This is a genomic window from Streptomyces sp. NPDC056479 (assembly GCF_042795335.1).
Lineage (GTDB): Bacteria > Actinomycetota > Actinomycetes > Streptomycetales > Streptomycetaceae > Streptomyces.
In genome coordinates, this window is sequence record NZ_JBHTRZ010000015.1 from 42,122 (window position 1) to 66,613 (window position 24,492).

The window sequence follows — 24,492 nt, forward strand, 5'->3', positions numbered from 1 at the left end:
GGACGGGACCCGCCTCACTGCAACTTCTAGTTGCGATAGGCTGGAGCCTGACACGCGATCGACCACTAGCGCAACTAGGAGTTGCAATGGAGTTGGGGTCCTCCGGTCCTGCCCGCCCAGTCGGACGCGGCCGCAAGGCGCAGGCGGCGGTGCGGGCGGCTACCCTCGCCGAGTTGCTGGACCGGGGATATGCCGAGCTGACCGTCGAGGGCGTGGCTCAGCGGGCCGGGGTGCACAAGACGACGGTCTACCGGCGCTGGAAGGATCGCGAGAGCCTGGTCGTGGACGCGCTTTCCGAGCACTTCGCCACCGACATCCCAACCCCGGACACCGGCGCCATCGAGACCGACCTGCGGGCGCTCGCGCGGGCGCTCGCGCAGAGCATGACGGGCCCGGTGGGCAGGGCGGTGCACTCCGCGATGTACTCCGACGCAGGTCGGCTGCCGGAAATCGCCGAGGCGCGGCAGCGGGTCTTCGCCGACCGGTTCCGGCGCGCCGGGCCCGTGGTCACACGCGCCATCGAGCGAGGCGAACTCCCGGCGGAGACCGATCCGGTCGAGTTGCTCAAAACGCTGGCCGCACCGATCTACTTCCGGTTGTTGGTCAGTGCTGATCCGATCGGGGAGGGCACCGCCGACCAGGCCGTGCGGATCACGCTCGCCGCCGCCCGTGCCGGCGCCCTGGCACAGGGCTCCGCCGTAGCCGCCAAGGCGGCCGAAGCGGACGAAGGTCGGGCATGAAAGGGCAGTGTGTTCGCCCCACGCGTACAGTGCCGCCGAAAGGCCGTCCAGACCGGTAGGCACGCACAGGCCAACGGGCGCCCTTTCCGTGGACTTACTCCTTGCCGATCCGGTCCTGATGATCCGTGGAGGTCGGCGCAAGGTGACACTTCGTGATGCATGCTCTGTGTCGGCAGCTTCGGGGAGGGCATGTCCATGCAGCACAGCTGTGGGATTACGCGAGCAGTCAGGCGAGGAGCGGCCGTTGTCGTTGCGGCTGTCCTGATGAGTGGTTGTTCGTCCGACGATCCAGCGCAGGCCAAGGAGTGGCAACGGGATTACTGCACCAAGCTGGGGTCCTGGCAAGATTCGGCGCACGCCACAACAACCAGCGAAGCAGACGCCGATACCAGTGACGGGCAGAGTGTCCAGTCGCCCGAGCTCGATAACACCGAATCGGCAGGGCAAGCGGTCATCGAGGCCTCAAGGAGGCTTGACCGGGCAGACCTGGAACACGGTGGCGCCCACATCCTCGATGACACCGTCAACGCGGTTGGCGGCGACGTTGGGGCTGAGGGGCGTGCAGTGTCCTACTGCGATAGCTCAGGCTTCGAGACCCTGGTCAGTTCGGCTGGCTAATGCTGTGAGCGCATAGGTCCGCCGGGTCTCGTTCAGGCTGCTTGGAGGGGGGCTTCCGCCCCAGCGGATGCCCTTCTCGCTGCGGATGTGGGCGCGTTCCTTGCGTTCGGCGGCCAGGACATCGCGGTGGCGGGCGTTGGCGTTGCGCCAGCCCAGGTAGGCCTGCAGGGCCTGAGTCTGAACCGGGTGGTCGTCGGGATGTGCCTGGTAGGGCGAATTTATCAAGCATGCAGCCTGAGCAGACTGGCCCCCACGGCGGGCGCACGGCGGCCTCTGAGCGGATGGGTCGGAGGCGGACCGGGCGGCGTTGGCGACCTGAGCGCCCGGGGCTCGGCTGTCGTGCGCCGGCGGCCTGTGGCCGCAAGTTCCTCTCCCGGGGACGCGCTGACTGATCTTGGCCCGGCAGAGCTGCCGAGAGTGCCCGCTGCCGAGTGCGCATGGTGTGGAATGTCGGCTTCTGCGTGGATCGATGTCATGGTGGGGGTGTGCATTCGGCATGAGGGGGTGCTATGTCGGTGGGAATGCGTTGGGTGATGGTTGTGTCTGCTGCCGTCGTGACCTTTGTCGGCGTGTTGTGGCTGGCGGGTACGTCGCTCTTCGGCTGGCTGCCCAGAACAGGAACCGATCACTGGACGGTGGCCACGGCGTTCGCCACTGCAGCGGCCGGCGCGGTCTGCGCTGCGGGCGCGGCATGGATCGGCAGGAGCCCCAGCGGTCAGCCGTCGGCGGCTGTCGGAAGTGTCGTGCAGAACGCCCGCGTCCATGGCCGGGGACAGGTGACCCAAGTGGGTGGTGACCAATGGGTGCCCTTGCAGGGGGAGACTCCCACACCGCCTCGCTATGTACGCCAGGATGCGTCCGTCAGCGACAGCGGCAGCATCATTCAGATCGGTGGCGACGTCCATCTGCCGCCTGGGCAGAGCGGCTGAGGCGACGCCTCAGCGCCTTGTGGTGCAGGGGTATGGGGGCATGTCACTTTTCCAACTGGCCCCGGAAAGCCGCCTCCGCGGCCGTCCGGTTGACGAGGGCCCGGGTGGCTTCGGTCAGATCGCCGCATATCGCATGCAGGCGTGCGGCCTCGGTGAACGCGTCCATGGCCTGGGCGTAGTGCTGTTGTGCCGTCAGCGCGAGACCGAGGTTGTTGAGTGCGCTGCCTTGTCCTGACAGGTCGCCCAGGCGCCGGTAGGCGGTATGCGCACGCTGATGGAGGGCGATGGCTTCGCGGTGGTGTCCCGCCGTCTGTTGCGCAACTCCCAGATTGTTCTGCGCGTTCGCCCGCGCCTTTGGGTCCGAGACGGTCACCGCTTGCTTCAAAACCTTGATGGCGGCTGCATGTTGTGACGTGCGCAGCAGGGCCACCCCGAGACTGTTCAGTGCTTCGAGCTTGTTCGTGGTCATGGTCGGGCCCGCTGTGTCGGCGGCACTCACGGCTTGCCGGTAGGCGTCGACTGCAGCGGAAAAGCGCTGTTGCTGGTCCAGACAGCAGCCGATCGCCATCCATTGCTGGTGAACATCTTCTTGATCGCCGAGCGAGGTGGCCACCTCGACGGCTTGCTTCCTGACTTCGATCGCCTCGTCGTACCGCTGTTGCTGTTGCAGTGCTGTGCTCAACATGTGAAGTGAAACCTGTTGGCCGGCAGGATCGCCTGCCCTGACGAAGGCGTGTGCGGCCCGCGCGTACGTGTCGATCGTGTCGTCGACGCGGTTCAGTGCTTCCAGGGCGAGAGAGAGGTTGACCAGGGTTCGGGCCTCCTCGGCATGGTCGTTGCAGGCGGCATGGGCGGCGACCGCTCGCTCGTCGGCCTCCACGGCCTCGGGGATGCGTCCGACCTGAGCCAGTAGGAAACCTCTCAAGGTCAGTGCGATGCCCTCGCCGTGGCGGTCGGCGCATGAGGTGCTGCGATCGGCGGCAGCGGCGAGCGTTTCGATCGCCTTGTCGGTCTGTCCCGCTCCGTCAAGGGCGATGGCGAGCCGGTGCAGGGCCCGACCTTCCGTAGCGGGCAAGTTGTGGCCTTGCGACTTCTCTACGGCCTCGGAGGCGCGAGCGATCGCCTCGGCGTGCTGACCTGCTGCGGTCAGGGCTCTGGAGAGATTGCTGAGAACCGTGCTTTCGAGGTCAGGTTCGTCGAGTGCGGTGATGATCTCCACGGCGCGTGTGAAGAGGGTGATGGCCTGCTGTATTTGTCCTGCTTCGCACAGGCTGTTGGCAAAGTTTTGCAGACTGACGACGTGGCTGACGTGATCGCCGTAGTCCGCGAGGAACGCACCGGCCCGCGTGTACAGTTCGGCGGCTTCGGCCAACTGCCCGAGCTGGGCCAGCACGCTGCCCAGGGTGTCCATCGCCCGGGCCTCGCCGTAGTGATCGCCGGCTGCTGAGCGGACCGCGACGGCACGTCGCAGCACATCGGCGGCCTCCGTGTGCAGGCCCGCCATTTCAAGGACACGGCCCAGATTGGTCAGTGCCCTGCCTTCGGACGCCAAGTCGCCTGCGGTCGACGCCAGATCTGCGGCACGGCGGTAGGCGTCTGCGGCCTCGGCGAACCGTCGGGCTCCGAGTAAAGCGTTGCCGAGGTTGTTGAGGATCGTCGCCCGTTCCAGCCTGCCGCTCGTGAGCGTAGCCGCCTGCCCATGGAGATCAACGGCTTCGTCCGAGCGGCCCAGTCCGTGCAGTGCGCTGCCGAGCGAATCGAGCACTATGGCCTGGGCGACTCCTCCCGCCGCGCGAGCGAGAGGCACAATGGGCTCCAGCACACGGACCGCATCACCGAAGTGACGCTGCGTCAGAAGATACTCCCGCAAGGCCATTGCCAGCCATACAGCGTCGAGCCGCCGATCGTCGGGGTGGATCACGCCGAGGATCGCCACCAGATTGAGGTGTTCGGCATCCAGCCACGCTAGTGCCGCAACGCGTCCCGAGAAACGTGTGGGCGCATCCGCGTCCGTGTCCGCATCGGCGTTGCCAAGGGTGCGCAGAAAGGAGTCCGCGTCCTCGGCGTAGTCGGTGTAGTGGCGCACAAGCCGACCGAAGGCGTCGGCCCGCTCATCGACCTCGTCCAGGCACGTCAGGCCCATGACGTACGCCCGCACCAAGTCGTGCATGCGCCATCGGCTACTGCCCACCGGTTCTTCGGCGAGCAGGTTGCCCGCTGCCAGAGCGGCCAGGTGAGCGCGGGCTTCACGCTCGCCCACCTGGGTCAAGGCGGCCACGGCCTCGGTTGACACATCAGGCCCGGGATTCAGTGCGAGTCGGCGGAAGGCTTGCGCCGGACCGGCCTCCAGCCGCCGGTATGAGAGTTCGAGCGCGGACTCCACTGCCAGGATCTCCTCGCCATCCTGATGGCGCAGCGCCCGCAGACGCCGGGTCATGTCGCGAAGGTCGGCGGCCATGGTCTCCATCCGCAGCCCAGGATCGGCGACAAGCAGAGCGGAGACGATGTGCAGTGCCAGGGGTAGAAAGCCGCAGCGTTCGACCGTCGATGCAAGCGCTCGTGCCTCGCTGACCGCTCGCATGTCCGCTGGATCAGCCTGTGCCAGTGCACGGGTGACCAGCGAGGTCGAGCTGCTCGCGCTCAGCACCTGTATCTTCACCAGCCGGGCCGGCAGCGACGCGAGGCGGTCACGCGACGTTGCCAGCAGCCGGTGCTGCGGCCGGGTGGGCAACAGACGACGTATGGCGCCGGCGTCCGCAGCGTCGTCCACGACGACGAGCACGCGTTCCCCCGCGTCATCGAAGCGCCCCAGCACGGCCTGGTACAGCGCCGCCCGATCGTCGACTCCCGTCGGCATCTCAGCCCCTTCGACGCCCAGACCCCGAAGCAATGACTCCAATGCCTGTCCCGGTGTCAGTGCCTCGCCCGGCACGTATCCGTGCAGGGCCACGAACAGGCAGACGGAGAACCATGCGCGTTGCCTTGCCTCGTGTGCCACATGCAGGATCAAAGCGCTCTTTCCGACCCCCGCCATCCCCACTGCCACTGCGGCCCCCGCACCTGAAGCCGATCCTTGCGCCGACTCAAGCAGCTGCAACAGATCGTCCACCAGTGCCTCACGGCCCACCAGGCACTCCGGTGCCGCCGGCAGCATGTCCACCGGACGCAGGGGCAGCTCTCGCCGTGCGCCGCCCCCGTCGTGCACGTGCAGGTCGCCACCGACCTGCAGCACGTGTCCACCCTTCCGCGCCCACGCCCACTGATTCACGCCAGAGGCTTCGTGCCGCGGGCCCGGGTCACTGTTGGACATGGCGTCCCCCGGGCACAGTCAGATGTCCCTGATCGGGCGACTGGCGCGGCTCAAGTCCGCTCCCGTCCGTCCGCTGCGCACGAGACGTTGAACACCTTCCCGACACCATGCATATCGACCACCCCCACCCCAAATATGCCCCCAAACCCGGCACTCATCCTCTCCGGCGCTGACCGACCGCAACAGGGCAGGAATCATGGGTTGCTCGGAGCCCGGCATGGGGGGGTGTCGACAGGCCAGCTCACGACTGCCGGTTGGGCCCGTACGGTGCTGGCCTCGCTGACGACGCGCACGGGGGAGCATGCCGTACGAGGTGGACCTGGCGGTCCGGGTCGAGGACGCGCTGCATGAGCTGCCGGAACCTGACCGACCTGGGCGCTGGTGTTGCAGGCCACTCGTCCCATTCGAGGTCCACATCACGGCGCCGAGGACCAGGTGAGGCGGCTCGACTTCCTCAAGCGCGCCCTCCCACCCGATTCACGCTGATCCCTGGTCTAGATCGTGCGCAGGGACGTGGCGCTCCGGCGTGTCCCTGTCTCCAGAATGTGGACGAGGACGCGGCTTGACCGCACGCACAAGAGTCCCGCAACGACTGCGTTCGGCACGGACCCGCCGTCGGCCCTGGCGAAGCCGATCCCGCCGTGGTGCCACCCGGCAGACCCTCGACGAGAAGACCTCGACCTCAGGAGACGTGCCCGAGCCCGAGCCGCGGTGGGCCTCGAACCAGCCTTGTTGGCGGCCCTGCTGAATCTGCCGCGCCCCATCGAGGCAGACCAGGTGCTCGACCTATGTCCGATCACCACAGCGAAATGGTGACGATGCGCCTGGCCGCAGGTTCAAGTCCCTGGCAGGACCTGTACACGAGGGCTGGTCGGACCGGTGGGTTCGTGACCTACGGAGACTCGCTGGGCGTGAAGCGAACGATGCACCTGCCCAGGACGCGCGTGGGGCTGAGGGTCATCCCCAGTTACACCACCCGACTGGACATGCTCCCGCCATCTCCGCGCGCACTGGATGCGGACCCGAAAGGCGTGTGTTCATATGGGGCCGTTGGACCTGAGAGGGACTGTCGCGCCGCAGTGCCCGCGCGGCTGGGGGCCGTCCCGCTCGGTGCAGCGCCGCCCCTGGCCCTTTCCGCCCGTGAGTCCCGCATCCTCCCCGCGCCTGCTGCGTGTGTTCGTGGAGCGCATCGAGCCCCCGCCGTAAGGAATCTGGATGACCGAGTCGCCTCAGGAGCCGGGTTGGACTCAACGGGAATATCCGCGGCCCGGCCCGGGCGGACGGCCATCTCAATCTGCCAACGGGTACGGCAAGGAGGGCTCCCCGGAGCGCCAGCGGAACTGGCTGGGCGCGGTCTGGGCCGCCGCGCCAGCCATGCCCCCGCATACCCTGCTCGACATACTGGAGGCGTCCGTATGGGGGTACCCCGACGCACCCGCGCTCGACGCCGACGGCGTGGTCCTCAGCTATCGCGAGCTGTGGGACCGGGCCGGCCTGCTGGCACGTGACCTCGCTGTGCTCGGTGTCGGCGTGGGGGACCGGGTCGGAGTCCAGGTGCCGTCCGGAACCGTGGACCTCTACACCGCCGTGCTCACGGTGCTCCGCGCGGGCGCGTCCTATGTCCCTGTGGACGCTGAGGACCCGGACCGGCGTGCCGCGGTCGTCTGGGCTGACGCGGAGGTCTGCGCCGTCATTGGCGAAAGCGGGACCGTCCGTCTGGTCCCCGGCCGCGTGCCGTGCGGCCAGGCGTGTGAGCCGCGGCCAGCCGACGACGCCTGGGTCATTTTCACCTCCGGTACCTCAGGCCGTCCCAAGGGCGTGGCCGTGACCCACCGCTCGGCTGCTGCCTTTGTGGACGCCGAGGCACAGTTGTTCCTCCGGCACCGACCGCTGGGGCCGGGGGACCGGGTGCTGGCCGGACTGTCCGTCGCCTTCGATGCCTCCTGCGAGGAGATGTGGCTCGCATGGCGCCACGGCGCCTGTCTGGTTCCGGCGCCGCGCTCGCTGGTCAGAGCCGGTGCCGATCTGGGACCGTGGCTGCTGGAGCGCGGGGTCACTGTGGTCTCCACTGTTCCGACCCTGGCCGCCCTGTGGCCAGCCGAGTGCCTCACGGGAGTGCGGCTGCTCGTCCTGGGCGGAGAGGTGTGCCCCGCCGAACTGGTCGACCGGCTCGCCGCTCCGGAGCGCGAGCTGTGGAACACCTACGGTCCCACGGAGACCACCGTGGTGGCCTGTGCCGCGCGGCTGGTCCCCGGTCAGCCCGTGCGCATCGGCGTGCCGTTGGCGGGCTGCGAACTGGCCGTCGTGGGCCCGGACAACCAGCCCGTGGCCTGGGGCGAGATCGGAGAGCTGGTGATTGGCGGGGTCGGGACAGCCCGTTACCTGGACCCTGCCAAGGACGCCGAGAAGTTTCAGCCGCACCCCTTTCTACGCAGCCTCCGCGCCTATCGCAGCGGCGACCTGGTTCGCGCCGACCCTCTGGGACTGGTGTACGTCGGGAGGGCGGACGAGCAGGTGAAGCTGTCCGGCCGCCGTGTGGAACTCGGCGAGATCGATGCCGCGCTCCAGTCGCTGCCCGGGGTACGTGCCGCCGCGGCCGCCATACGTGCCACCCGGGCGGGCGGCCAAGTCCTGGTCGGATACCTGGTCCTGCAGGGGGACGGCCGCCAGTACTTCGATACCGCTGCCGCCCGGGTCCTGCTGCTCGCCCGGCTGCCCCAGCCGCTGGTGCCGCTGTTGGCTGTCGTCGACGGTCTTCCCACCGGCACGTCCGGCAAGGTCGACCGTGACGCCCTGCCCTGGCCGCTGCTTGAGCAGCATGCCAGGTCAGCAGGTACCGCTATGGGGGCGGATCCACGGCCGACCGGCACCGCTGGATGGCTGGCTGACCTCTGGGAGAGCCTGCTCGGACTCCGCCCGGAGGAGGAGAGCGAGTTCTTCGCTCTCGGCGGTACCAGCCTGTCCGTCGCGCAGCTGGTGTCGACACTGCGCGAACGCGTCCCCGGGGTTTCCGTCACCGATGTCTACCGGTGTCCCCGGCTGTTGGACCTCGCCGCACGGCTGGATGAGCTGGAGGTCGGCGGCGAGCTCGGGCGCACGATCCTGCCCACCCCCCGCTGGACCGGTGCGGTGCAGCTCGTGGTGGTGACCGTACTGTGCGCTGTGGTCGGGATACGGCTGCTGGTCGTACTGGCAGCGCTGGACAATCTCCTCGGTCCGCGGCCCTGGGCCCCACGGAGCTCATGGTGGCTGATCGCTGCGGGCTGGCTGGCTCTGTTCAGCGCCCCCGGCCGCGTCGTGATCGGGGCGGCCGTCGGCCGATTGCTCACCGCCGGGTTCCGACCCGGTACGCACCCCCGTGGCGGCTCGGTGCACCTGCGGCTGTGGTCGGCTGAACGAATGGGGACCGTACTCGGTATGGCCTCACTGCTCGGCACTCACTGGGCTGCCCGCTATGCCAAGGCGTTGGGCTGCGCGGTGGGGCAGAGCGTGGATCTGCACGCCATGCCGCCGGTGACCGGGATGGCCCGTTTCGGCTCCGGATGTGTTCTGGAGCCCGAGGCGGACGCTGCCGGCTGGTGGCTGGACGGCGATGTGCTCCATCTGGGCCGGGTCGAGATCGGGGACGGCGCCCGAGTGGGCGCGCGCAGCATGCTGATGCCGGGTGCCAAGGTGGGCAGCGGGGCGGATGTCGCACCCGGCAGCTGTGTAGATGGCGAAGTGCCTGCGGATGAGCGGTGGTACGGCTCACCGGCACGGCGGATATCCGGTGCCCCGCGGGCGGGCCACGACTGGCCGCAGCCGGTCCGGCGACGCTCGCGGCGCTGGGAACTGGCCTACAGTGCGGCCTTGTCGGCCCTGGGGCTGCTGCCACTGGCGGCCTCCCTACCGGCGCTGCTGGTCCTGAACCGCTTCGTGGGCGACGAACATGGCCTCGGCGCCGTCATGCTCGACCTGCTGCTGCTGACCCCGCTGCTCGTCCTGCTGGCGATGGGCTGCTATGCGACGCTGACCGTCGTGCTGGTGCGGCTCGCGGGCCGAGTTCTGACTCCCGGGTACCATCCCACGTGTGGCAGGGTCACCTGGTGCGCCTGGTTGGTCTCACGGCTCATGGGTATGGCCCGGACCTCGCTCTTCCCTTTCTACGCGGGCCTGCTGACGCCGTTGTGGCTGCGACTGCTCGGGGCCAGGGTCGGGCGGCTGGCGGAGGTTTCCACCGTGCTGGGGCTGCCGGCACTGATGCGGGTAGGCGACCAGGCGTTCCTTGCCGATAACACCCTGGTGGCGCCGTTCGAGCTGCGTGGCGGCTGGCTCCGGCTGGGCTTTTCCTGCGTCAGGCGGCGTGCTTTCGTCGGCAACTCCGGGATCGTGAGACCGGGCCGGGAGCTTCCCCAAGACGCCCTGGTCGGGGTGCTCTCAGATGTCCCCGCGCATGCCGAACCCGGATCGTCCTGGCTGGGCAGACCAGGCTTCTCATGGCCCCGGGTACGGGAGAAAGGGGATCCTGGACGGACCTGGGCGCCGCCGCGGAGACTGGTGCTCGCCCGGGCAGCCGTGGAGGCGTGCCGGCTTGTACCGATCATGGGTACGGCCTTCATCGGCAGCCTGGTCGCAGTAGCACTTCAGGTGCTCGCCGTACGCTACGGGCTGCTGGTGGCCGCGGCCCTGGCGGGAGTGGTGCTGCTGTGCGCGGGCATACTCGCCTGTCTGGCCACCACTGCGGCGAAATGGCTTGTGGTGGGGCGGTTCAGGACAGGCCGCCACCCACTATGGAGTTCTTTCGTCTGGAGGAACGAGCTCTATGACACCTTTGTCGAGGAACTGGCCATGCCCTGGCTCGGCCGGCTGCTGCTCGGTACGCCGTTCCTCAACCTGTGGCTGCGCTCGCTCGGAGCCCGGATCGGCCGCGGCGTGTGGTGCGAGACCCACTGGCTGCCCGAGACCGACCTGGTCCGTATCGGGGATGGAGCCTCGGTCAACCGCGGTTGCGTGGTGCAGACGCACGTCTTCCACGACCGGGTGTTGCAGCTGGACCAGATCCGGGTGGACGTGGGAGCCACGCTGGGGCCGCACTCCATCGCGTTGCCCGGTGCCTCGCTGGCGGCTGGCACGGTGGTGGGGCCCGCGTCCCTGGTCATGCGCGGGGAGCGAGTACCGGCCAGGACCCGGTGGTTGGGGAACCCGATCGCTCCGAGCACGCCGGCGAGTTCTTGACCGAGATCCGCGAGATCTACGCGACGCTCCACGACGGGGCCGGGGGCTGACGTACGGGGCAACCCGTCACCGTGCTGGATCGATGCTGGATCGCGCCGCGCTGTATGCCGTTTCCGCTGGTGGCCGCGGTGCACTGGATATTCCGCTTCAATGTGTAGCCGCTGACCCATCACCACGTAGCTGATCTGGCAAACATACTTAATGCAACGGAGCCGTGGGTTTGTGTGTCGCAGTCAGCGAGCCAGCTCTCGGTCGACCTTCAGCACGTAGGAGTAGGTCGTAACTGGGCGCGGAGGCCGGGTGATGGACACACCTGCTCCGGCGGCTGCGAGCAGTGCCCCCACCAGATCGCCTTCTGTGGCAGTCCAGGTGGCTCCGGCGATCGACAATGCTGCCCCCAGGGCAGCCTTCCCGAAGGCTTTGCGCACCGCGCTCTTGAGGGCGGCGGCCTCGTCGCGGATGTGCTCCTGCCGGACATGCAACTCTGCCAGGAACTGATCCGTGCTCAGGTCCTCGGAGAGACGGAGTAAATCCCGCAGGCCTCGGGCGTATGCGAGGAAGTCATCGTGGTGCTCTGTCCGGAAGCCCAGCACTTCGTCTAGCGGCACTGCCGAAAGATCAACAGACACCGCGTGCAGATCTGAGGCGACGACACGCACCGCATCGTGCAAAGGTCCTCGATCAGCGATACCGATGTCGTCGTAGCCACGAGCGTCGTGGTCGGCGGTACCCGCTGCATAGAGGTGGGCAAAGGATCGACGCATCTGCCACCGCGTGTCGCTGGCATCCGCCCCGGGAGCGCCCTCAACTACGGGTTGAAGCATCACGTTGGACTGCATACGCAGGTCCTTGTGGAGAGCCTGGCAGTAGGCATTCAGGATCAGCAGTCGAACCGCGGGATCCACATCGTACAGTCGCTCGTCACCGTGCAGGTCATTGGCAATGTGCCCCCTGCTGACGCTGAGGGGGATGGCGATGCCGCGATCAACCATCGTTCGGGTTAGCTCTTCCGCCTCAAGTCGTGCGCGAATCCCGCCCCAGTGGAAGAAGCCAACATCTTCATACCCATCTGGACTGGGGCGATCAAGGCCGTCAAACCGTTCGATGACCGCCTGCAGGTCGCGCGCCAGGGCAGAGGCAGTGCCGGGCTGGAGATGCGCATCAGGCTCCAGGTTGATGAGCAGTCCCTGTTCCAGCAGTGGCTGAGCAAGCTCTGGACTGCCGTCGATCATACGATCGGCGAGATCTTGGGGTAGCGACAGGGCAATGCCGTGGAAAAACAAGAGCATCGTCTTCATCAGCGAGACCCTGTCATCAGGCCAAATCCAGGCATCCGCGTAGTACGCGAAGTCTTTCGCAGCGTCCCGATGTACCCCCATGACGACATCATCCCGGAGACAGCCGGATTTGTGCCGTAATGGCGAATATCCGTTGCGAGGTTCTCCACCTTCAACTGCCCCTCGCTCCAACGAAAGAGTGACCCCAAGTACCGGACGATCATGAAAACCGTGCGGGCCCGCGTGGAGGCGATGTTGGCCTTCGGCTGACCGCGCTACCGGCTTTCCGGGCCGCTTGCCCGGGGTGAGGGGGTGGTGACCTTGCGGCCGTCTTTGGTCAGTGGCGGCTGGACGGCATGAACGGCGACGAAGAGTAGCTGCTGCGCGGCCGCGTGTACGGCATTGACCCCGACCACCTGGGCCCGCTCCCGAGCCGGACGTACACCGAACTGGTCGGCGGTCCGCTCCGGCCTCGCATTGGAGCGCTCAATAGCGGTCGGGCATAGCACACTTGCCGATCTGCAGCGGCCGCCGTGTGCTTGGCCGACGTCGTTCTGGTGAGTCCGGTCAGCTGCTGTCTGGCCTACCTGCAGCGATTGGCAAGCCTAGATTGCCGCTGCTGGCGGGTCGGTGGGGGGCTCTGCCCGATAGCGGTCGAGGGCCTCCGCTCGCTGGTGGTAGGGGATGCGGGACAGCCGCGAGATCATCGTCCACATGTCGCGCTCTTCGGCCAACGATTTCGGCAGGGTGAGGCCGAGAGAGGCTGCGAGCGGCTTGCGGCCGGTGTTGACCAGGGCGCGCACGGCGGCTGCCCACTCGTCGGTCGCGGCCACCGCCGACCGGTACCAAATCGGCAGGAGCGCAGCGAGCACGACGATTGTGCTGAGCAGGACCAGCTTGTCCGGTCGGTTGCCCAGCAGGGTGAGCGTGGCGGCCGCACCCACGGCGACGTGTCCGAATAGCAAGGCTACGAAGAAGTCGACGCTGACCCGGGCGAGTTCGCTTTGGCGGCGGACCTGGTCCGGAGCGCAGCCCGTGAGTTCGTTCCACAGTAGCTGTGTATCGAGCCGGTAGCGGTCCCAGCCGTACTCTTCGAAGCGGCGGATGGCGTTGCCGAGCCGGGTCGGAGCGATCTGGTCGTCAGAGATCGGGAAGCGGGCAAGCAGCTCTCGCAGCAGGGCACGTTGGGCAGCACTGCGGCGCCGGTCCCGGACGGCGGCACGGGCGAGGCCGGGGTTGGACAGCAATTGGGTGAGCCGCTGCGCATCCTCGGCTCCCAGCGGGCCCTGCTCGTTCTCGCGACGCTCCAAGCGCAGCACGGTCAGCCGGTCGGCGATGAAGTCTTTCCTCCGCTGGCTACGCCGGCAACCCGCTTCGAAGGCTCGGGCCGGCCACAGCAAGTAGCCCTCCAACAGCCGATAGAGCGCGTTCTGGCAGGCATTGGCGACGAGGCCGAGGAGGAGCGCGGCAGTCACGAGGACCAGGCTGGCCGTGAGACCGCTCGCGCCGCGCAGCCGCTCCAGGAGCGTGATGTCACGGAGGCTGGGGGCGACAGCGAGCAGGAACACTGCCAGGTTCAGTGCGGTTGGCAGGATCCAACCCACCAGCAATGCCCAGGCCCCGCCGAGCACGCCTTTGGCGATCTCACTCACGGGTACTCACTGGTCGGCTCGGGCCACTCGTCGTCGTCGGAGCCGGTACTGGGGCCGGGCGGACTATGGCCGGCGGCCGTGGGCCCTAGGTCACCGAAGTCGGCGTAGGCGGCGGTGGCCCCCGGCGGGCCGGGGAGTCCGCCTGCTGGGCGACCCCGCTCACCGGGCCAAGGAGAGGGGGTTTCGCCGAGCGCGAGGCTCAGCGTGTCGGTCAGCTGGATCTGACCGTGGGTGGGCAGCGGGATGCGGCTGCCGTCCATGCGCACCACCGCTCCGCCCTCGCGGCTGCGCCGGACGGCGTAGGGGCCGTGCGCGCGCCGCTCGATGCGTGGGCTGTGGAGGGCGTCGGCGATGGCGAACTCGTACCACTGCTTGTTGTTGCCGTGCCCGGCGCTGTGTTCGCTGAGGACCGTGCCGTCCTCGGCGACCAGCTGCAGCACCAGCCTGTACGGGTCCCGCCGTCGCCTGCGCATTCGTACCCAGGCGACGGTACCCAGCAGCGCGATCACGACGGCGCCGGGCACGAACGTCCACCAGTACTTCTCCCAGATTCCGCCCTCCGTCGTACCCCGCGCCGCGAGCGGGGGCTGGCGGTGCGTGCGGTTGTCATCGCTGGCGTCGACGTAGGTGCCCTCGGCCTTGTCGCGGCTGCGCAGTTCGTCGGCGCACCTCCCGACGTCCTCACGGCCCGCCGGGTCCAGCGTGGTGTAGGAGCACATCGGGTCCGCCACCCGCTGGTCGCCCGACTTTGTAGCGGCGAAGCCGAAATCCGTGACCTGCGAGGATGAGGACACATTGCTCAGCGCGGTCCGCTTGGAGTTCATGTCCTCCGGCGCAAGGCTGGCCGAATCGTTCATGGCCACCGCGTAGTTGACCGGAAGGAACCCTGCTTCGGTTTCCACCGCCGGCACCGGAGTCTGACCAGTAGGTGCCAACAGGAACACGAACACCGCAGTGCCGCCCAGCACCGAGCCCACGGCGCAGCGCACCGAAGACCATCCTGTTTGCCGTCTTCCCATGGCCGTCCCGGGTCGTTGAGTCTATTGCCGCGTCGGTATGCCTGCAGACGCAGCTACATTTGCCGACGATCTACCACCGCGCACCGATCCGGCGTGCTCGCAGCCTTTGCCTAGCCCTCTAACTCGGTGCCGACTAGCCCCCGTTGCTCAGCCGACTCACCTGGGCCACAGTACTCAGCAGCCTCCCTGGTTGGATCGATCTTCACAAGTTCGATCGACAGCGCGGTCTCCAGAGAGGCGGGCTGTCGGCATCCCGGCGGCCCCGCCTCACGACGTCGTGGCCTCCCATGTAACGGCCGGGAAATGGGCGCCCTTTGCTGTCGCCGGCTGGCCTGTTGAAACCGTTCCGAAGCCAGCGCCTCCCGGGTCGTTGATTCGCCGGTGCTGCGGATGCCGAGACGTACCGGAGCCTGCTCGACGTCGTAGGAGGACACGAACTGCAGCTGATGGACTGGGTCGACGTCGCGGAGGCCGAAGAGGGCCTGGCCATCGACGTCTGGCGACCGAAGGTCAACCATGACGGCCCCGCTCGGCGTTCCGCATGGCTCCAACCCGGCCACCTGCCCGGATCGCGCGCTCCGCGCCTGGCGTCAGTGTTTGTTCGACCGCGGCCGCCCGCCGATCAGTCCGCTGTTCCCTGCGCATAGACCGGCACGGCCGCATCGCCCACCCGATGCACTGCAACGGCCGGTCCATCGGTGACCCCACCGGCCGCATCACTGGCGAGGGCATCGGGGACGCATTGACCCGAGCCGCCGCCCGAGCCAACCTGACCACCCCAACCGAGCTGCTGCGGGATCTCCCGCCCCGTTGGTGCGGGAACAGGCTACGCCGCGGCTTCGCCACTGCCGCCAGCGACCGGCAAGGGCCTCTTCGAGACCGGCCGCCACGGCGGCTGAACCGACGGCTCCAAATCGCTGACCGGCTACTTCGAGCAGGCCGTGATCTGGGACGAGACCAACCCGCTGTACGGCATCGGCGTGTAACTGAACACCCTTGCTGGCCGCGCGAGACGACCACAAGTCGCCCAGACGATCCCTGTCCATCAATCGATCGGTTGTTGGGCACCGTGAGTCAGTGGTTCGTGCCTCGGTCGACACCCGCAGTCCTGATGCCCGAGGGCACCACGTACCTGGGAGGGGCACAAGGTCGTTCGTCCGCCGGGCGCTCCACCGGTGCCCCTCCCAGAACCGTGGTGTGCGGAGCCCATCAGGACAACGGGCACCGACCGAGGAGGAACCATGCCGCAGCCGACAGAGCAGCTCCAGCTCACCGTGTACCGCTTCAGCACTAGGAGCCTGTTTCTGAACGCCCAGGCTGTGGCTTGATTGGTGGCGGTGTGTGGGGCTGCGGCCGGGGTGGGAGGTGCTCCGGTGCGCTGAAGCACGTTGATCAGACACAGGCTTTGAGCTGAACCCGGAAGATTTGCCGGGTTCCGCTGATGGCCACTGCAAGGGGTTGGCGCGGTTCGAGAACGGTGACCACAGCCTCTTCCTGGCCGCGACCGGCAGAGGCGGCCTGACCAGAGAGGGTCAGGCTGAGGTGCGGGTGCGGTCTTGAGCTCTCTCCGCGTACGAGGTAGGTGCCCGGGTGCACTTCGTCGGACAGGGCCCAGGCCACGCTGCCGAGATTCCCTGGCCACCTCGTGCCCCGATCCCACATGATCCCCGACATCAGCTTCAGGTGGCGGGCATCGGTCAGGTCGGCTCCGGTCAGGCCCATGCCGGTCATGCGCGCGCCCGTCAGGCGCGCGAGGGTCAGATCCGCGTCGGACGGGCGCGCGCCCGTCAGGTCGGCGCCGGTCAGGTTGGCGCCGGTCAGGCCCGCGCGGATCAGGTTGGCGCCGGTCAGGTTCATGCCGGCGGCGGATCCGCCAGTACCTGGGCTTCGCCCTCTACCTGGGCTTCGCTCTCTACCTCGCTAGCACCGATGAGTACCAAGACGCCTCCTGCCCACCAGCGGCTTCGCCGGCACCCCCGAAGACGCCCTCGACCGCGCCTGCAGCCTCCACTTCACCGACCCCAGCATCTGACCCCGCACCACACACAACACACTCGGGCATCTCGCCACACGCTGCGCTCCGCGGGCTGTCGTCGCAGCGGGACAACTCGATGTCCTCGCGTGCCTGTTGTCAGTGCCAGGGCTAATTTCATGTCCAGAAGCACGTGATGGGGGAGCGGGGGATGTGCCACGGGGGCCGGGCTTCGCAGCGGCCGCGGTCACTGACGGCAGCGGTTTCTGGGATGGTTTCTGGGATCAGAGCGGCGGCACCTCTGTGTGGGTGCTCGGCATCTTGGCGGTCATCGCGGTGATCGTCGCCGTACGCATGGGTCCGGGCTGCTGCTGCGCTACCCCGATGTACTGGCGCGGCTCAGTCCCTCGCGTCGGTGGGCGGATCGGTAGCGTGGTCGATGGCGTCGCGGAGCGCCTGGCGTGAGGTGATGCCGAGCTTTCGGTAGGTGCTGGTGAGGTGGACCTCGACCGTGCGTCGGGCGACGAACAGTGCCTGGGCGATTTCCCGGTTGGAGCTGCCGGCGGCGGCCATGCGCGCGACCCGGAGCTCACTGGCGGTGAGGGCCGCGGGCCCGCTGAGGGCCGCGCGCCGGGGCCGGGCGCCGGCCGCCACGAGTTCGTCGTTGGCCCGCTGTGCCAGGGCTCGGGCCCCGCATCGTGTCGCGAGGTCCAGCCCCCGCCGCAGCGGCTCCTGGGCGTCGGCGCGCCGGCCGGTCCGGCGTACCGCCGAGCCGTAGTAGACGAGAGCCTGGGCGTGTTCCAGTTGGGCGGGTGAGCCGTCGAGGAGGGTGACGGCCTCTTGGAGCAGTTCGATGCTTGCCTGCCCGCCCTCGATCTGGGCGGCCGTACGAAGGGCGGCGGAGATGGCACGCGGCGCGCCGAACGCGCGGGCGAGGGCGAGCTCTTCGTCGACCAGCTTCTGGGCCGCGGAGGTCTCGCCCAGCGCGAGGTGTGCCAGCGCGGCAGGGCAACGCCAGGCGGCGAAGCCGGGGTTGACGCATCCGGCGGCCACGAGGCCCTCGCCGCACGGGAGAAGGTCGGCGAGTGCGTCGCGGTGTCGGTTCTGTCCGAGCCGGAGCCGGCCGCGGGCGGTGTGGATGAAGTGCGCGATGAGCATGCTGAGCGGCTGGTCGCCGTCGATGCCCTGCTCGGTGAGGATCCGCTGCGCGCCCGGTAGGTCACCGCGGTCGATCAGGGCATCCACCAGCACGGCTGCCGCGAGTGGCGCGTCCTGGGACTCTGCCTTCGCGAGGCTCAGTGCCGCCCACGCGTCCGCCTCCGCGTCCAGTAGGCGCCCGGCGTAGTGGGCCGTATGGGAGCGCAGTACGGACAGGTAGGCGAAGGCGGTGATGTCCCCGAGCCGCCGCGCGGTCGCCAGACCGCGGTCGAGCAGGTCGAGGGCGGGCGGCAGATGGTCGGCGACCGCCAGGGCCGCGCTGGCCAGATTGATCAGGATCCACGGTTCGGGCGGTAGCGGGCCGTCGCCGGCCAGGGCGGCGAGCCGAGCCACCTTGGCGCTCGGCCGATCCCCGGTCGCGGCGCCGCCGAACGCGAGCAGCGACAGGGCCATGCGGTCGTCGTCGTTGCCCCCGCGGAGCTGTGGAGCGACCGAGTCCAGTTGCCGCATCCAATCCAAGGGCGGTTCCAGCGCCGTGAGGCGGCCCCAGGCGACGTTCACGAGGATGCGCCGCGGCACGCCGCCGGGGCGGGCCGCGCTACTGCGCCGGGCGCCTTCGAAGAGTTCGAGGGCCTGGTGCCCTTGGCCGGTCATCACCATCAGTCGGCCCAGGTCCATGGTGATCTCGATGCGCCGGTCCGGATCCGAGGTGAGGTCGAGTGCGGCCCGGAGCGCGTCGGCGGCCTCGGCGGTGCGGTTGAGCATGCCCAGGGCTCCGCCGAGCCGGGTGAGCAGTTCCGCGCGCAGAACGGGTTCCGCGGGCTCGGCCAGAGCCCGTTCGAGGCAGGCTGCCGCGAGTTCGGGTGCCCCGCGCGCGAGGGCGTCGGCCGTGGCCGCGCGCAGTTCGGCGACCACCCACGGGTCACCGTCCGGCGCCGCCGCGAGCAGGTGCGGTACGAGCTGCTCGGACGGCATCGCGTCCGCGGCCAGCATGCGGGCGGCCTGCTTGTGAGCCACGGCGCGCAGGGCTTCGGCCGTGTCTCCGTATACGGCGCCACGCACCAGCGGGTGCGCGAACTCGATCGGCGAACCCGCCGTGACGAGCCCGTCGTGTGCCAACGCGTCGACGAGGTCTGCCGCCTGCCCCAAGCCGAGGTTCGCCAGTGCTGCGATGCGGCGCAGTTCGGCGGCGGGGCCGAGGACAGCCACACAGCGGGCCAGGCGTACGGCGTCCGGGCCGAGGCGTGCGAGCCGGGTGAGCACCGCGCGAGTGAGCGTCTCGGGACGCAGTGCGTCGATCCGGTGGGCCTCGGCGGCGGTCGGACGCACCCCGTCCGCGCGCAGGCCGATGAGTGCCTCGCTGAGCAGGAAGGGGTTGCCCGCGGTCGCTCTCGCGCAGGCCCGGCAGAACTCGTCCTCGACGTCGGCCGCCAGGGCCTGCCGGACCAGCGCGCCGACGGCCCGTTCGCTGAGCGGCCCCAGCCGCACGACCTCCGGACTTACGCCACTGAGGGCGCGGCCCACCGGGTCGGTCCGGCCGGGCAGCGCGGGCCGTGTGGCGAGGACGAGCAGAACCGGCAACTCCGTGACCCGGCGCGCTAGATGGGACACGAACCGCAGCGAGGCGTCGTCGCACCAGTGCGCGTCGTCGATCGCCAGGAGCAGCGGGCCACGGTCCGCCAGGTTCGAGCACAGCCAGTACAGCCCGTGCACCACCGCGCCCACGACTCCCGCATCAGCGCTGGCGGGCGCCATGCCGAAGACGGGTGCGGCCAACTCCGCTGCGCCAGATAGCAGTTCGTTGCGGACTTCGGCCGGCTCATTTCGCAGCCGGGCCTCGAACAACTGCCGGACGACCGCGAAGGCAAGGTCCCGCTCCAATTCGCCGCCGCGCGCGGTCAGCGAGGTCACGCCCTGCCCTGCGGCTCGTTCCCCGGCCGCGGCCAACAGCGCCGTCTTTCCGATGCCGGCCGTTCCCTCGATCAGCAGGGTTGCGCCCTCCCCTGCCCGCGCGCTGGCCAACAGCTCGTCGATCCGGCGCAGTTCGCGCTCGCGCTCCATGAGAGTCATCGGGCCCCCACCCTCCCGAAGCGCCGGCTGCCGGAAAACACTTCGGTAGCCACCACGATGCGTCCTCTCGGCGGGCAGCACATCCTCACCCTATGGATTCCCGCACCGGCCGCGGCCTACGCCGCGTCATCGTCGACTTCGCGTCCGACGCGGACCCGGTTTCGGGCTGCGTCACCACCAGCGACGGCGGGCAGGCGTTCAGCGGCTGGCTGGAACTCATCCAGATCCTCGACCAGGCGCGGACGGCGACGCCACAGCCGGTGGAGGAGCGGGGGCCCGATGAAGGTGAACGGGAGCACGGGGGCAAGGGGGCATTCTCATGACCAATTCTCGTTCGGTCCATATGCACGTCACGCTGGCGGTCCTGGCCGCCGTACTGCTCCTGCTGGGCGTCTTCGTCATCGCCCGTACGGTCGTGAGCGGCGATGACTCCGGACCCGACGCGGGCGCGCGGCCCGACGCGGCCGGGTCGGGTGCGCAAGCGGGCGGCGACGGCGGGGAGTCGGCGGGCGGGGGGCAAGGCGAAGGCGGGGGCGCGGACGCAGACGGGGGAGGAAACGGCGGATCGCGGCCCGGCACGAAGGGACGGCATCCCGGTTCGATCAGACTCCCCGGGGCGACGGTGGACAACGCCTATCCGATCTACGAGTTCCCGAATTTCAAGGCCCTGGACGATTCGAGGTCAGGCGGCTGTTTCGCCCCTGCCAACCATTCGCCTGCCGTACCGCTGACGATCGTGTCGGTGTGGCGGTCGAACGCTGACAACATCGATCTGGTGCACGGCTGCGCAGGTGATGACCTCGTAGGCAGCCATCCCATCCGGGCTGGCGAGGTTCCCCTGTCCCAGGGCTGCCCGCAGGGCACCGTACTCGAACCGGACTACGGCAGCGGATGCACCCTGTGGGTCGAGACCGATACGCCGGGCTCCAGCCAGGCCACGGTCAACGTCCAGGTCGAGGCGACCTGCACGTCGCACGCCGCGTGGCCCTGCGACAGCCGTGAGCTTGCGGGCTACGACCTCTCGCCGCAGCGCCCGATCGTGGTCCGGCTGACCGAGACGCAGGTCATCACCTTCGCCGGGCCGTCGTCCGGCGTCACACCGGGTGAGCCGACGTCCAGTCCCTCACCGGACGTTGAGAACTCCCCGACAGCCGTGGATGGCTCCCCGTCCGAGGAGGTCCCCTCCGACCCGGCGGGCAGCGGAGCATGACCGCCGCCGCATCTCCTGGCGGGCAGTTCCTTGAGCGGACGCGGACTGTCGTCAACGTACTGGGGCCGGCGACGGTGGCGACGTCGCTGCTGTTCTACTTCGGCTACGTGGCGACGACGGCACGCTTCGGGTACTTCGGGGTCTACCTGTCGCTGATGAACCAGTCGCTCCAGGACATGCTGCTGTATGGGGTGGAGGCCGTGTACCCGCCTCTCATCGCGGTCTCGGTCCTGGGTCTGCTGGCCCTCGCCGCGCATGCGGGTGTCCGCCTGCTTCTGTCGTCGGAGGACCGGGACGATGTCACCGGCTGGGTGGGGATCTTCGTCACGCTGCTCGGCTGCCTGGCGCTGGCCCGGGGCGTCGTCGGGATGTTCGTGCCGCACATTGCGCGGACCGAGGCAATCGCCACGACGCCCTTGTGTCTCGGCGCCGGCGCCGGGGGGCTCGCCTACGGAGCCTGGCTGATGCGTCGGATCACCATCCGCCGGGACCGGCGCCGACTCGCCACCGCGCCGGACGACGTGGATCTCCCGGCGCGCTCACCCGTCGTGGACTGGCTGGCCTCACCGGCCTGCGCACGGCTGTGCAGATACGCGATGGCGTGGATCACCCTCCTGGTCATCGCCAGCGCGTTCTGGACGGCCAACAGTTTCGCCGCCGCCTACGGGCTGGGCAGGGCGCTGGACGACGCGGACTCCCTGCCGGGCCGCGCGGAGGTCGTCTTGTACACCAAGGAGCCATTGCGCAACCTCCCTACCGGCGCCAGCGGCACACGGCTGGCGTCAGCGGCGGGCAGTGAACTCCTCTACCGCTACCGAGGGTTGCGGCTCCTGGCCCAGTCGAACGGCCGCCTCTTCCTGGTGCCCGCGCACTGGAGCACGCCCGGCGCACACACCCTGGTCGTTCCGTACGACAAAACGGTTCACCTCGAACTCTTACCGCGCTGAGTGAGTCCGCTTTCGCCAGTAGGTGGGGGCCGGGCTCCTCGATGAAACGTATTCCACAGGCAGAACACAAGAATCGGACGTTATAGGAGACAAAGCATGGTTACAGCGGTGGCCGCCATCGCGGCAGTCAAGGAGACTGCCGAGGCGATCAAGGCAACAACGGAGGCGATCAAGACAGTCGTCGACTTCATGGAGGACGCCGCGCGTTCGGTCGTCTGTGAGGTAAACAACGTGACCAGCGTGCCGCTCGTCTACGAGGACAGCGGCCACGACCATGGCGGCTTCCGGGAGACCCCCTCGGGTGCGATCCAACCGCGAGCCACTGGGCTGTTCGGCAGCCGCAGCAAGGCTTTCAGTGTCGGCACCGGCACCGAGGGATGGGTGCGCTACCGGCTCGACAGCGAGGGCACCAGTCTGATCGTCATGTGGGACAACCCCTACGCCGGGTCGAACGAGTGCAGCGCCAAGGTCGAGGGTCCGCACGCCGACTGGTATGCGACGGTGGCCATCAGCGGCGCCGGCGACAAAGGCGCTCACCAGCGGTTCATCATCGGCGAAATGATCGCCGGTGCCGATCGTCAGGCCGACTGGCGCTTCTGCAACCGGTGCTTCGCCCTCTTCTTCGGCCCCGCCGACGGCAACTGTCCGTCAGGAGGCGCGCACTTCGCCCAGGGTCTCGTCTTCCGCATCCCGCACGACGTGCCGGGACCGCTTCACCAGGCGGCTTGGCGCTACTGCGACCAGTGCGCCGTCATGTTCTTCGACGGCTACGACGACAAGGGCGTGTGTCCAGGCAGCGGGCCCAACCCTCATGAGGCGGTCGGTTGGAACTACCTCATCCCCAACAGGGAGATGGGCGCCTCCCCCTCGTCGGGCCAAGATGCGTGGCGGCACTGCGGGAAGTGCCGCACTTTGTTCCATGCCGGAGACCCAAAGGATCTCGGCGTCTGTACTCGCGGTGGCGCCCACGAAATCCAGGGCTGGGAATTCGTCCTTCCGAACGCGGAAATGGGCGCGCCGCCCTCCACTGGCCAGCCGGGATGGAGCTACTGCGGCAACTGCCGCTCCCTGTTCTACAACGGCGACCCCAACAACCAGGGAAACTGCCCCAAGGGCGGGCCCCACCAGGCCGTGGGCTGGCATTTCCTGCTCCCCAACAAGGAAATGGGCGCCGCACCGACCACCGGTCAGGAGCATTGGCGGTTCTGCGGCAAGTGCATGTCAGTCTTCTACAACGGCGACTCGGCCAATCGCGGCGCCTGTCCTGGTGGAGGCCCGACCAAGCACCAGCCCGCCGGCTATCAGTTCTTCCTCCCACACGCCGAGCACGACCGCGCCGCGGGACAGGACAGTTGGCGCTACTGCACGAAGTGCCATGTGCTGTTCTTCGCAGGTTACGACCCCGACCTCGGGGTGTGCCGGGCGGGTGGCGGCCATCTCGCCCAGGGCTTCAACTTCCGGCTCGAACACCTGTGACGCGAACTTCATCCCGGACACCCTCCGCGAGCCAGCGTAAACGGCTCCGGGTACACCAAGAGCTGATCAGGACCGTCAGGGGTTTCCTTACTCGATGACGTGCGGACCCTGGGGGAAAGGCCCCCGGGGGCCGCGCCCTTAGAAGTCGCCGAGCAGGCGCACGCCGTCTTCGTCGCAAAGGGGACGTAAGCGCAGTGTTTGCTGTCTACCGCGACTGACGGGCTCGCGGCGATCGGTGAGAACCCGCGGTCGGAGGTCTGCGACATCACCGGACCGTTGCAGGGCGAGTACGACGAGATCGTGGCCGCCGTGTCCGTGCATCCGTTCCGGTCTCCTGGCTGCACGCCCTGCGGTCTAGCGGCCGTTTCATGACGACGATCGCTGGTACGGGGCTGTTCCCCACCGCGGGCAAGACCGAGAACGGACCGGGCGGGTCAAGTGGGGCCGGGGCCGGATTCATGTGCAGCGTCACGGCGGTGACTACGGGCCCGCGGCTCTGGCGCGAGGTCAGGGAAGATGAAGGGCCGGAGGCCACGATCAGTATCCGCTGTTCTATTCGCAGGATGCATGGGACGTGACGTTGATGCTGGAGCTGCAGATCTCCGGCCTGGTGGCGTGGCGTCGCTGTAGTGTCGGGCCTGGCGCGTTGTTGGGTTGGCTGTGCAGGGGTTTGTGTGCCGGGTATCGCGTTTGACGGGGCGGCTGTGGGCGGGGCGTTCTGCTGAGGCGGTTGTCCTGGTAGTTGGGCCTGGTGGCGTCTGCTGTGGTGTAGGCGGGGTCAGCGCCGGTGTGATGCCTGCCGCCGCCGTGTCTGTCAGTGGGACGCCGTATTTCGCCAGTTGCAGGGGCGTCAGGGATGCCACGGGGGCGTTGCGGCGCCACGCGAGGCCGTAGCAGGTG

Annotated in this window: 13 protein-coding genes and 1 pseudogene; 7 read left to right on the plus strand and 7 right to left on the minus strand. The window is 68.6% G+C overall.

Features of this window, described 5'->3' with window-relative positions; genetic code table 11:
• Positions 1-86 precede the first annotated feature (86 nt).
• A complete protein-coding gene (locus ACFQ6S_RS41795; RefSeq protein WP_383421249.1) occupies positions 87-740 on the plus strand; it encodes a TetR/AcrR family transcriptional regulator in 654 nt (217 codons plus the stop codon).
• A gap of 666 nt (positions 741-1,406) precedes the next feature.
• Here the strand turns inward: ACFQ6S_RS41795 and ACFQ6S_RS41800 are convergent.
• Positions 1,407-1,550: pseudogene (locus ACFQ6S_RS41800) on the minus strand (IS630 family transposase); the annotation flags it as partial.
• 317 nt (positions 1,551-1,867) lie between these two features.
• Here ACFQ6S_RS41800 and ACFQ6S_RS41805 point away from each other — a divergent pair.
• Entirely contained in the window at positions 1,868-2,287 is a 420-nt protein-coding gene (locus ACFQ6S_RS41805) for a hypothetical protein (protein ID WP_383421253.1), read from the plus strand.
• A 43-nt stretch (positions 2,288-2,330) separates the two neighbouring features.
• On the opposite strand, the gene ACFQ6S_RS41810 is transcribed toward ACFQ6S_RS41805, so the two are convergent.
• The gene (locus tag ACFQ6S_RS41810; protein WP_383421256.1) at positions 2,331-5,519 is read right to left on the minus strand and encodes a tetratricopeptide repeat protein; all 3,189 of its coding nucleotides are present in this window, start codon (positions 5,517-5,519) and stop codon (positions 2,331-2,333) included.
• Between the two features lie 1,452 nt (positions 5,520-6,971).
• Between ACFQ6S_RS41810 and ACFQ6S_RS41815 the strand changes: the two genes are divergently transcribed.
• A complete protein-coding gene (locus tag ACFQ6S_RS41815; protein WP_383421259.1) occupies positions 6,972-10,811 on the plus strand; it encodes a Pls/PosA family non-ribosomal peptide synthetase in 3,840 nt (1,279 codons plus the stop codon).
• Between the two features lie 233 nt (positions 10,812-11,044).
• Here the strand turns inward: ACFQ6S_RS41815 and ACFQ6S_RS41820 are convergent, their stop codons facing one another.
• From ACFQ6S_RS41820 to ACFQ6S_RS41840, 5 genes are all read right to left on the minus strand, one after another.
• Entirely contained in the window at positions 11,045-12,109 is a 1,065-nt protein-coding gene (locus ACFQ6S_RS41820) for a hypothetical protein (protein ID WP_383421262.1), read from the minus strand.
• A gap of 584 nt (positions 12,110-12,693) precedes the next feature.
• Positions 12,694-13,740, minus strand: coding sequence for a hypothetical protein (locus tag ACFQ6S_RS41825; protein WP_383421265.1), 1,047 nt, complete (start codon positions 13,738-13,740; stop codon positions 12,694-12,696).
• Positions 13,737-14,597, minus strand: coding sequence for a hypothetical protein (locus tag ACFQ6S_RS41830; RefSeq protein WP_383421267.1), 861 nt, complete (start codon positions 14,595-14,597; stop codon positions 13,737-13,739). Before ACFQ6S_RS41830 ends, ACFQ6S_RS41825 begins: the two co-directional genes overlap by 4 nt.
• A 1,554-nt stretch (positions 14,598-16,151) precedes the next feature.
• On the minus strand, positions 16,152-16,616 hold the full coding sequence (locus ACFQ6S_RS41835) for a pentapeptide repeat-containing protein (RefSeq protein WP_383421270.1): 465 nt from the start codon (positions 16,614-16,616) through the stop codon (positions 16,152-16,154).
• Between the two features lie 514 nt (positions 16,617-17,130).
• Positions 17,131-19,959, minus strand: a complete 2,829-nt coding sequence (locus ACFQ6S_RS41840) for an ATP-binding protein (protein ID WP_383421273.1) — start codon at positions 19,957-19,959, stop codon at positions 17,131-17,133.
• Positions 19,960-20,051: 92 nt separating this feature from the next.
• Here ACFQ6S_RS41840 and ACFQ6S_RS41845 point away from each other — a divergent pair, with 92 nt between their 5' ends.
• The 4 genes from ACFQ6S_RS41845 (at position 20,052) to ACFQ6S_RS41860 (ending at position 23,592) form a co-directional block, all read left to right on the plus strand.
• Complete coding sequence (locus ACFQ6S_RS41845) at positions 20,052-20,282, plus strand: hypothetical protein (RefSeq protein WP_383421276.1); 231 nt, start codon at positions 20,052-20,054, stop codon at positions 20,280-20,282.
• Positions 20,279-21,169, plus strand: a complete 891-nt coding sequence (locus ACFQ6S_RS41850) for a hypothetical protein (protein WP_383421279.1) — start codon at positions 20,279-20,281, stop codon at positions 21,167-21,169. The genes ACFQ6S_RS41845 and ACFQ6S_RS41850 overlap by 4 nt, the downstream gene beginning before the upstream one ends.
• Positions 21,166-22,116 carry a hypothetical protein gene (locus ACFQ6S_RS41855; RefSeq protein ID WP_383421282.1) on the plus strand — a complete coding sequence of 317 codons (951 nt, stop codon included), beginning with the start codon at positions 21,166-21,168 and terminating at the stop codon, positions 22,114-22,116. Before ACFQ6S_RS41850 ends, ACFQ6S_RS41855 begins: the two co-directional genes overlap by 4 nt.
• Before the next feature lie 108 nt (positions 22,117-22,224).
• Positions 22,225-23,592 (plus strand): hypothetical protein, encoded by a 1,368-nt coding sequence (locus tag ACFQ6S_RS41860; RefSeq protein WP_383421285.1) that lies wholly within the window; start codon positions 22,225-22,227, stop codon positions 23,590-23,592.
• The last annotated feature ends 900 nt before the right edge of the window (positions 23,593-24,492 follow it).

Coding starts and splice junctions, on each gene's coding strand:
- ACFQ6S_RS41795 (WP_383421249.1), top strand. CDS start 87: ATGGAGTTGGGGTCCTCCGGTCCTGCCCGCCCAGTCGGACGCGGCCGC.
- ACFQ6S_RS41850 (WP_383421279.1), top strand. CDS start 20,279: ATGACCAATTCTCGTTCGGTCCATATGCACGTCACGCTGGCGGTCCTG.
- ACFQ6S_RS41840 (WP_383421273.1), bottom strand. CDS start 19,959: ATGACTCTCATGGAGCGCGAGCGCGAACTGCGCCGGATCGACGAGCTG.
- ACFQ6S_RS41815 (WP_383421259.1), top strand. CDS start 6,972: ATGCCCCCGCATACCCTGCTCGACATACTGGAGGCGTCCGTATGGGGG.
- ACFQ6S_RS41835 (WP_383421270.1), bottom strand. CDS start 16,616: ATGAACCTGACCGGCGCCAACCTGATCCGCGCGGGCCTGACCGGCGCC.
- ACFQ6S_RS41820 (WP_383421262.1), bottom strand. CDS start 12,109: ATGAAGACGATGCTCTTGTTTTTCCACGGCATTGCCCTGTCGCTACCC.
- ACFQ6S_RS41830 (WP_383421267.1), bottom strand. CDS start 14,597: ATGAACGATTCGGCCAGCCTTGCGCCGGAGGACATGAACTCCAAGCGG.
- ACFQ6S_RS41855 (WP_383421282.1), top strand. CDS start 21,166: ATGACCGCCGCCGCATCTCCTGGCGGGCAGTTCCTTGAGCGGACGCGG.
- ACFQ6S_RS41805 (WP_383421253.1), top strand. CDS start 1,868: ATGTCGGTGGGAATGCGTTGGGTGATGGTTGTGTCTGCTGCCGTCGTG.
- ACFQ6S_RS41845 (WP_383421276.1), top strand. CDS start 20,052: ATGGATTCCCGCACCGGCCGCGGCCTACGCCGCGTCATCGTCGACTTC.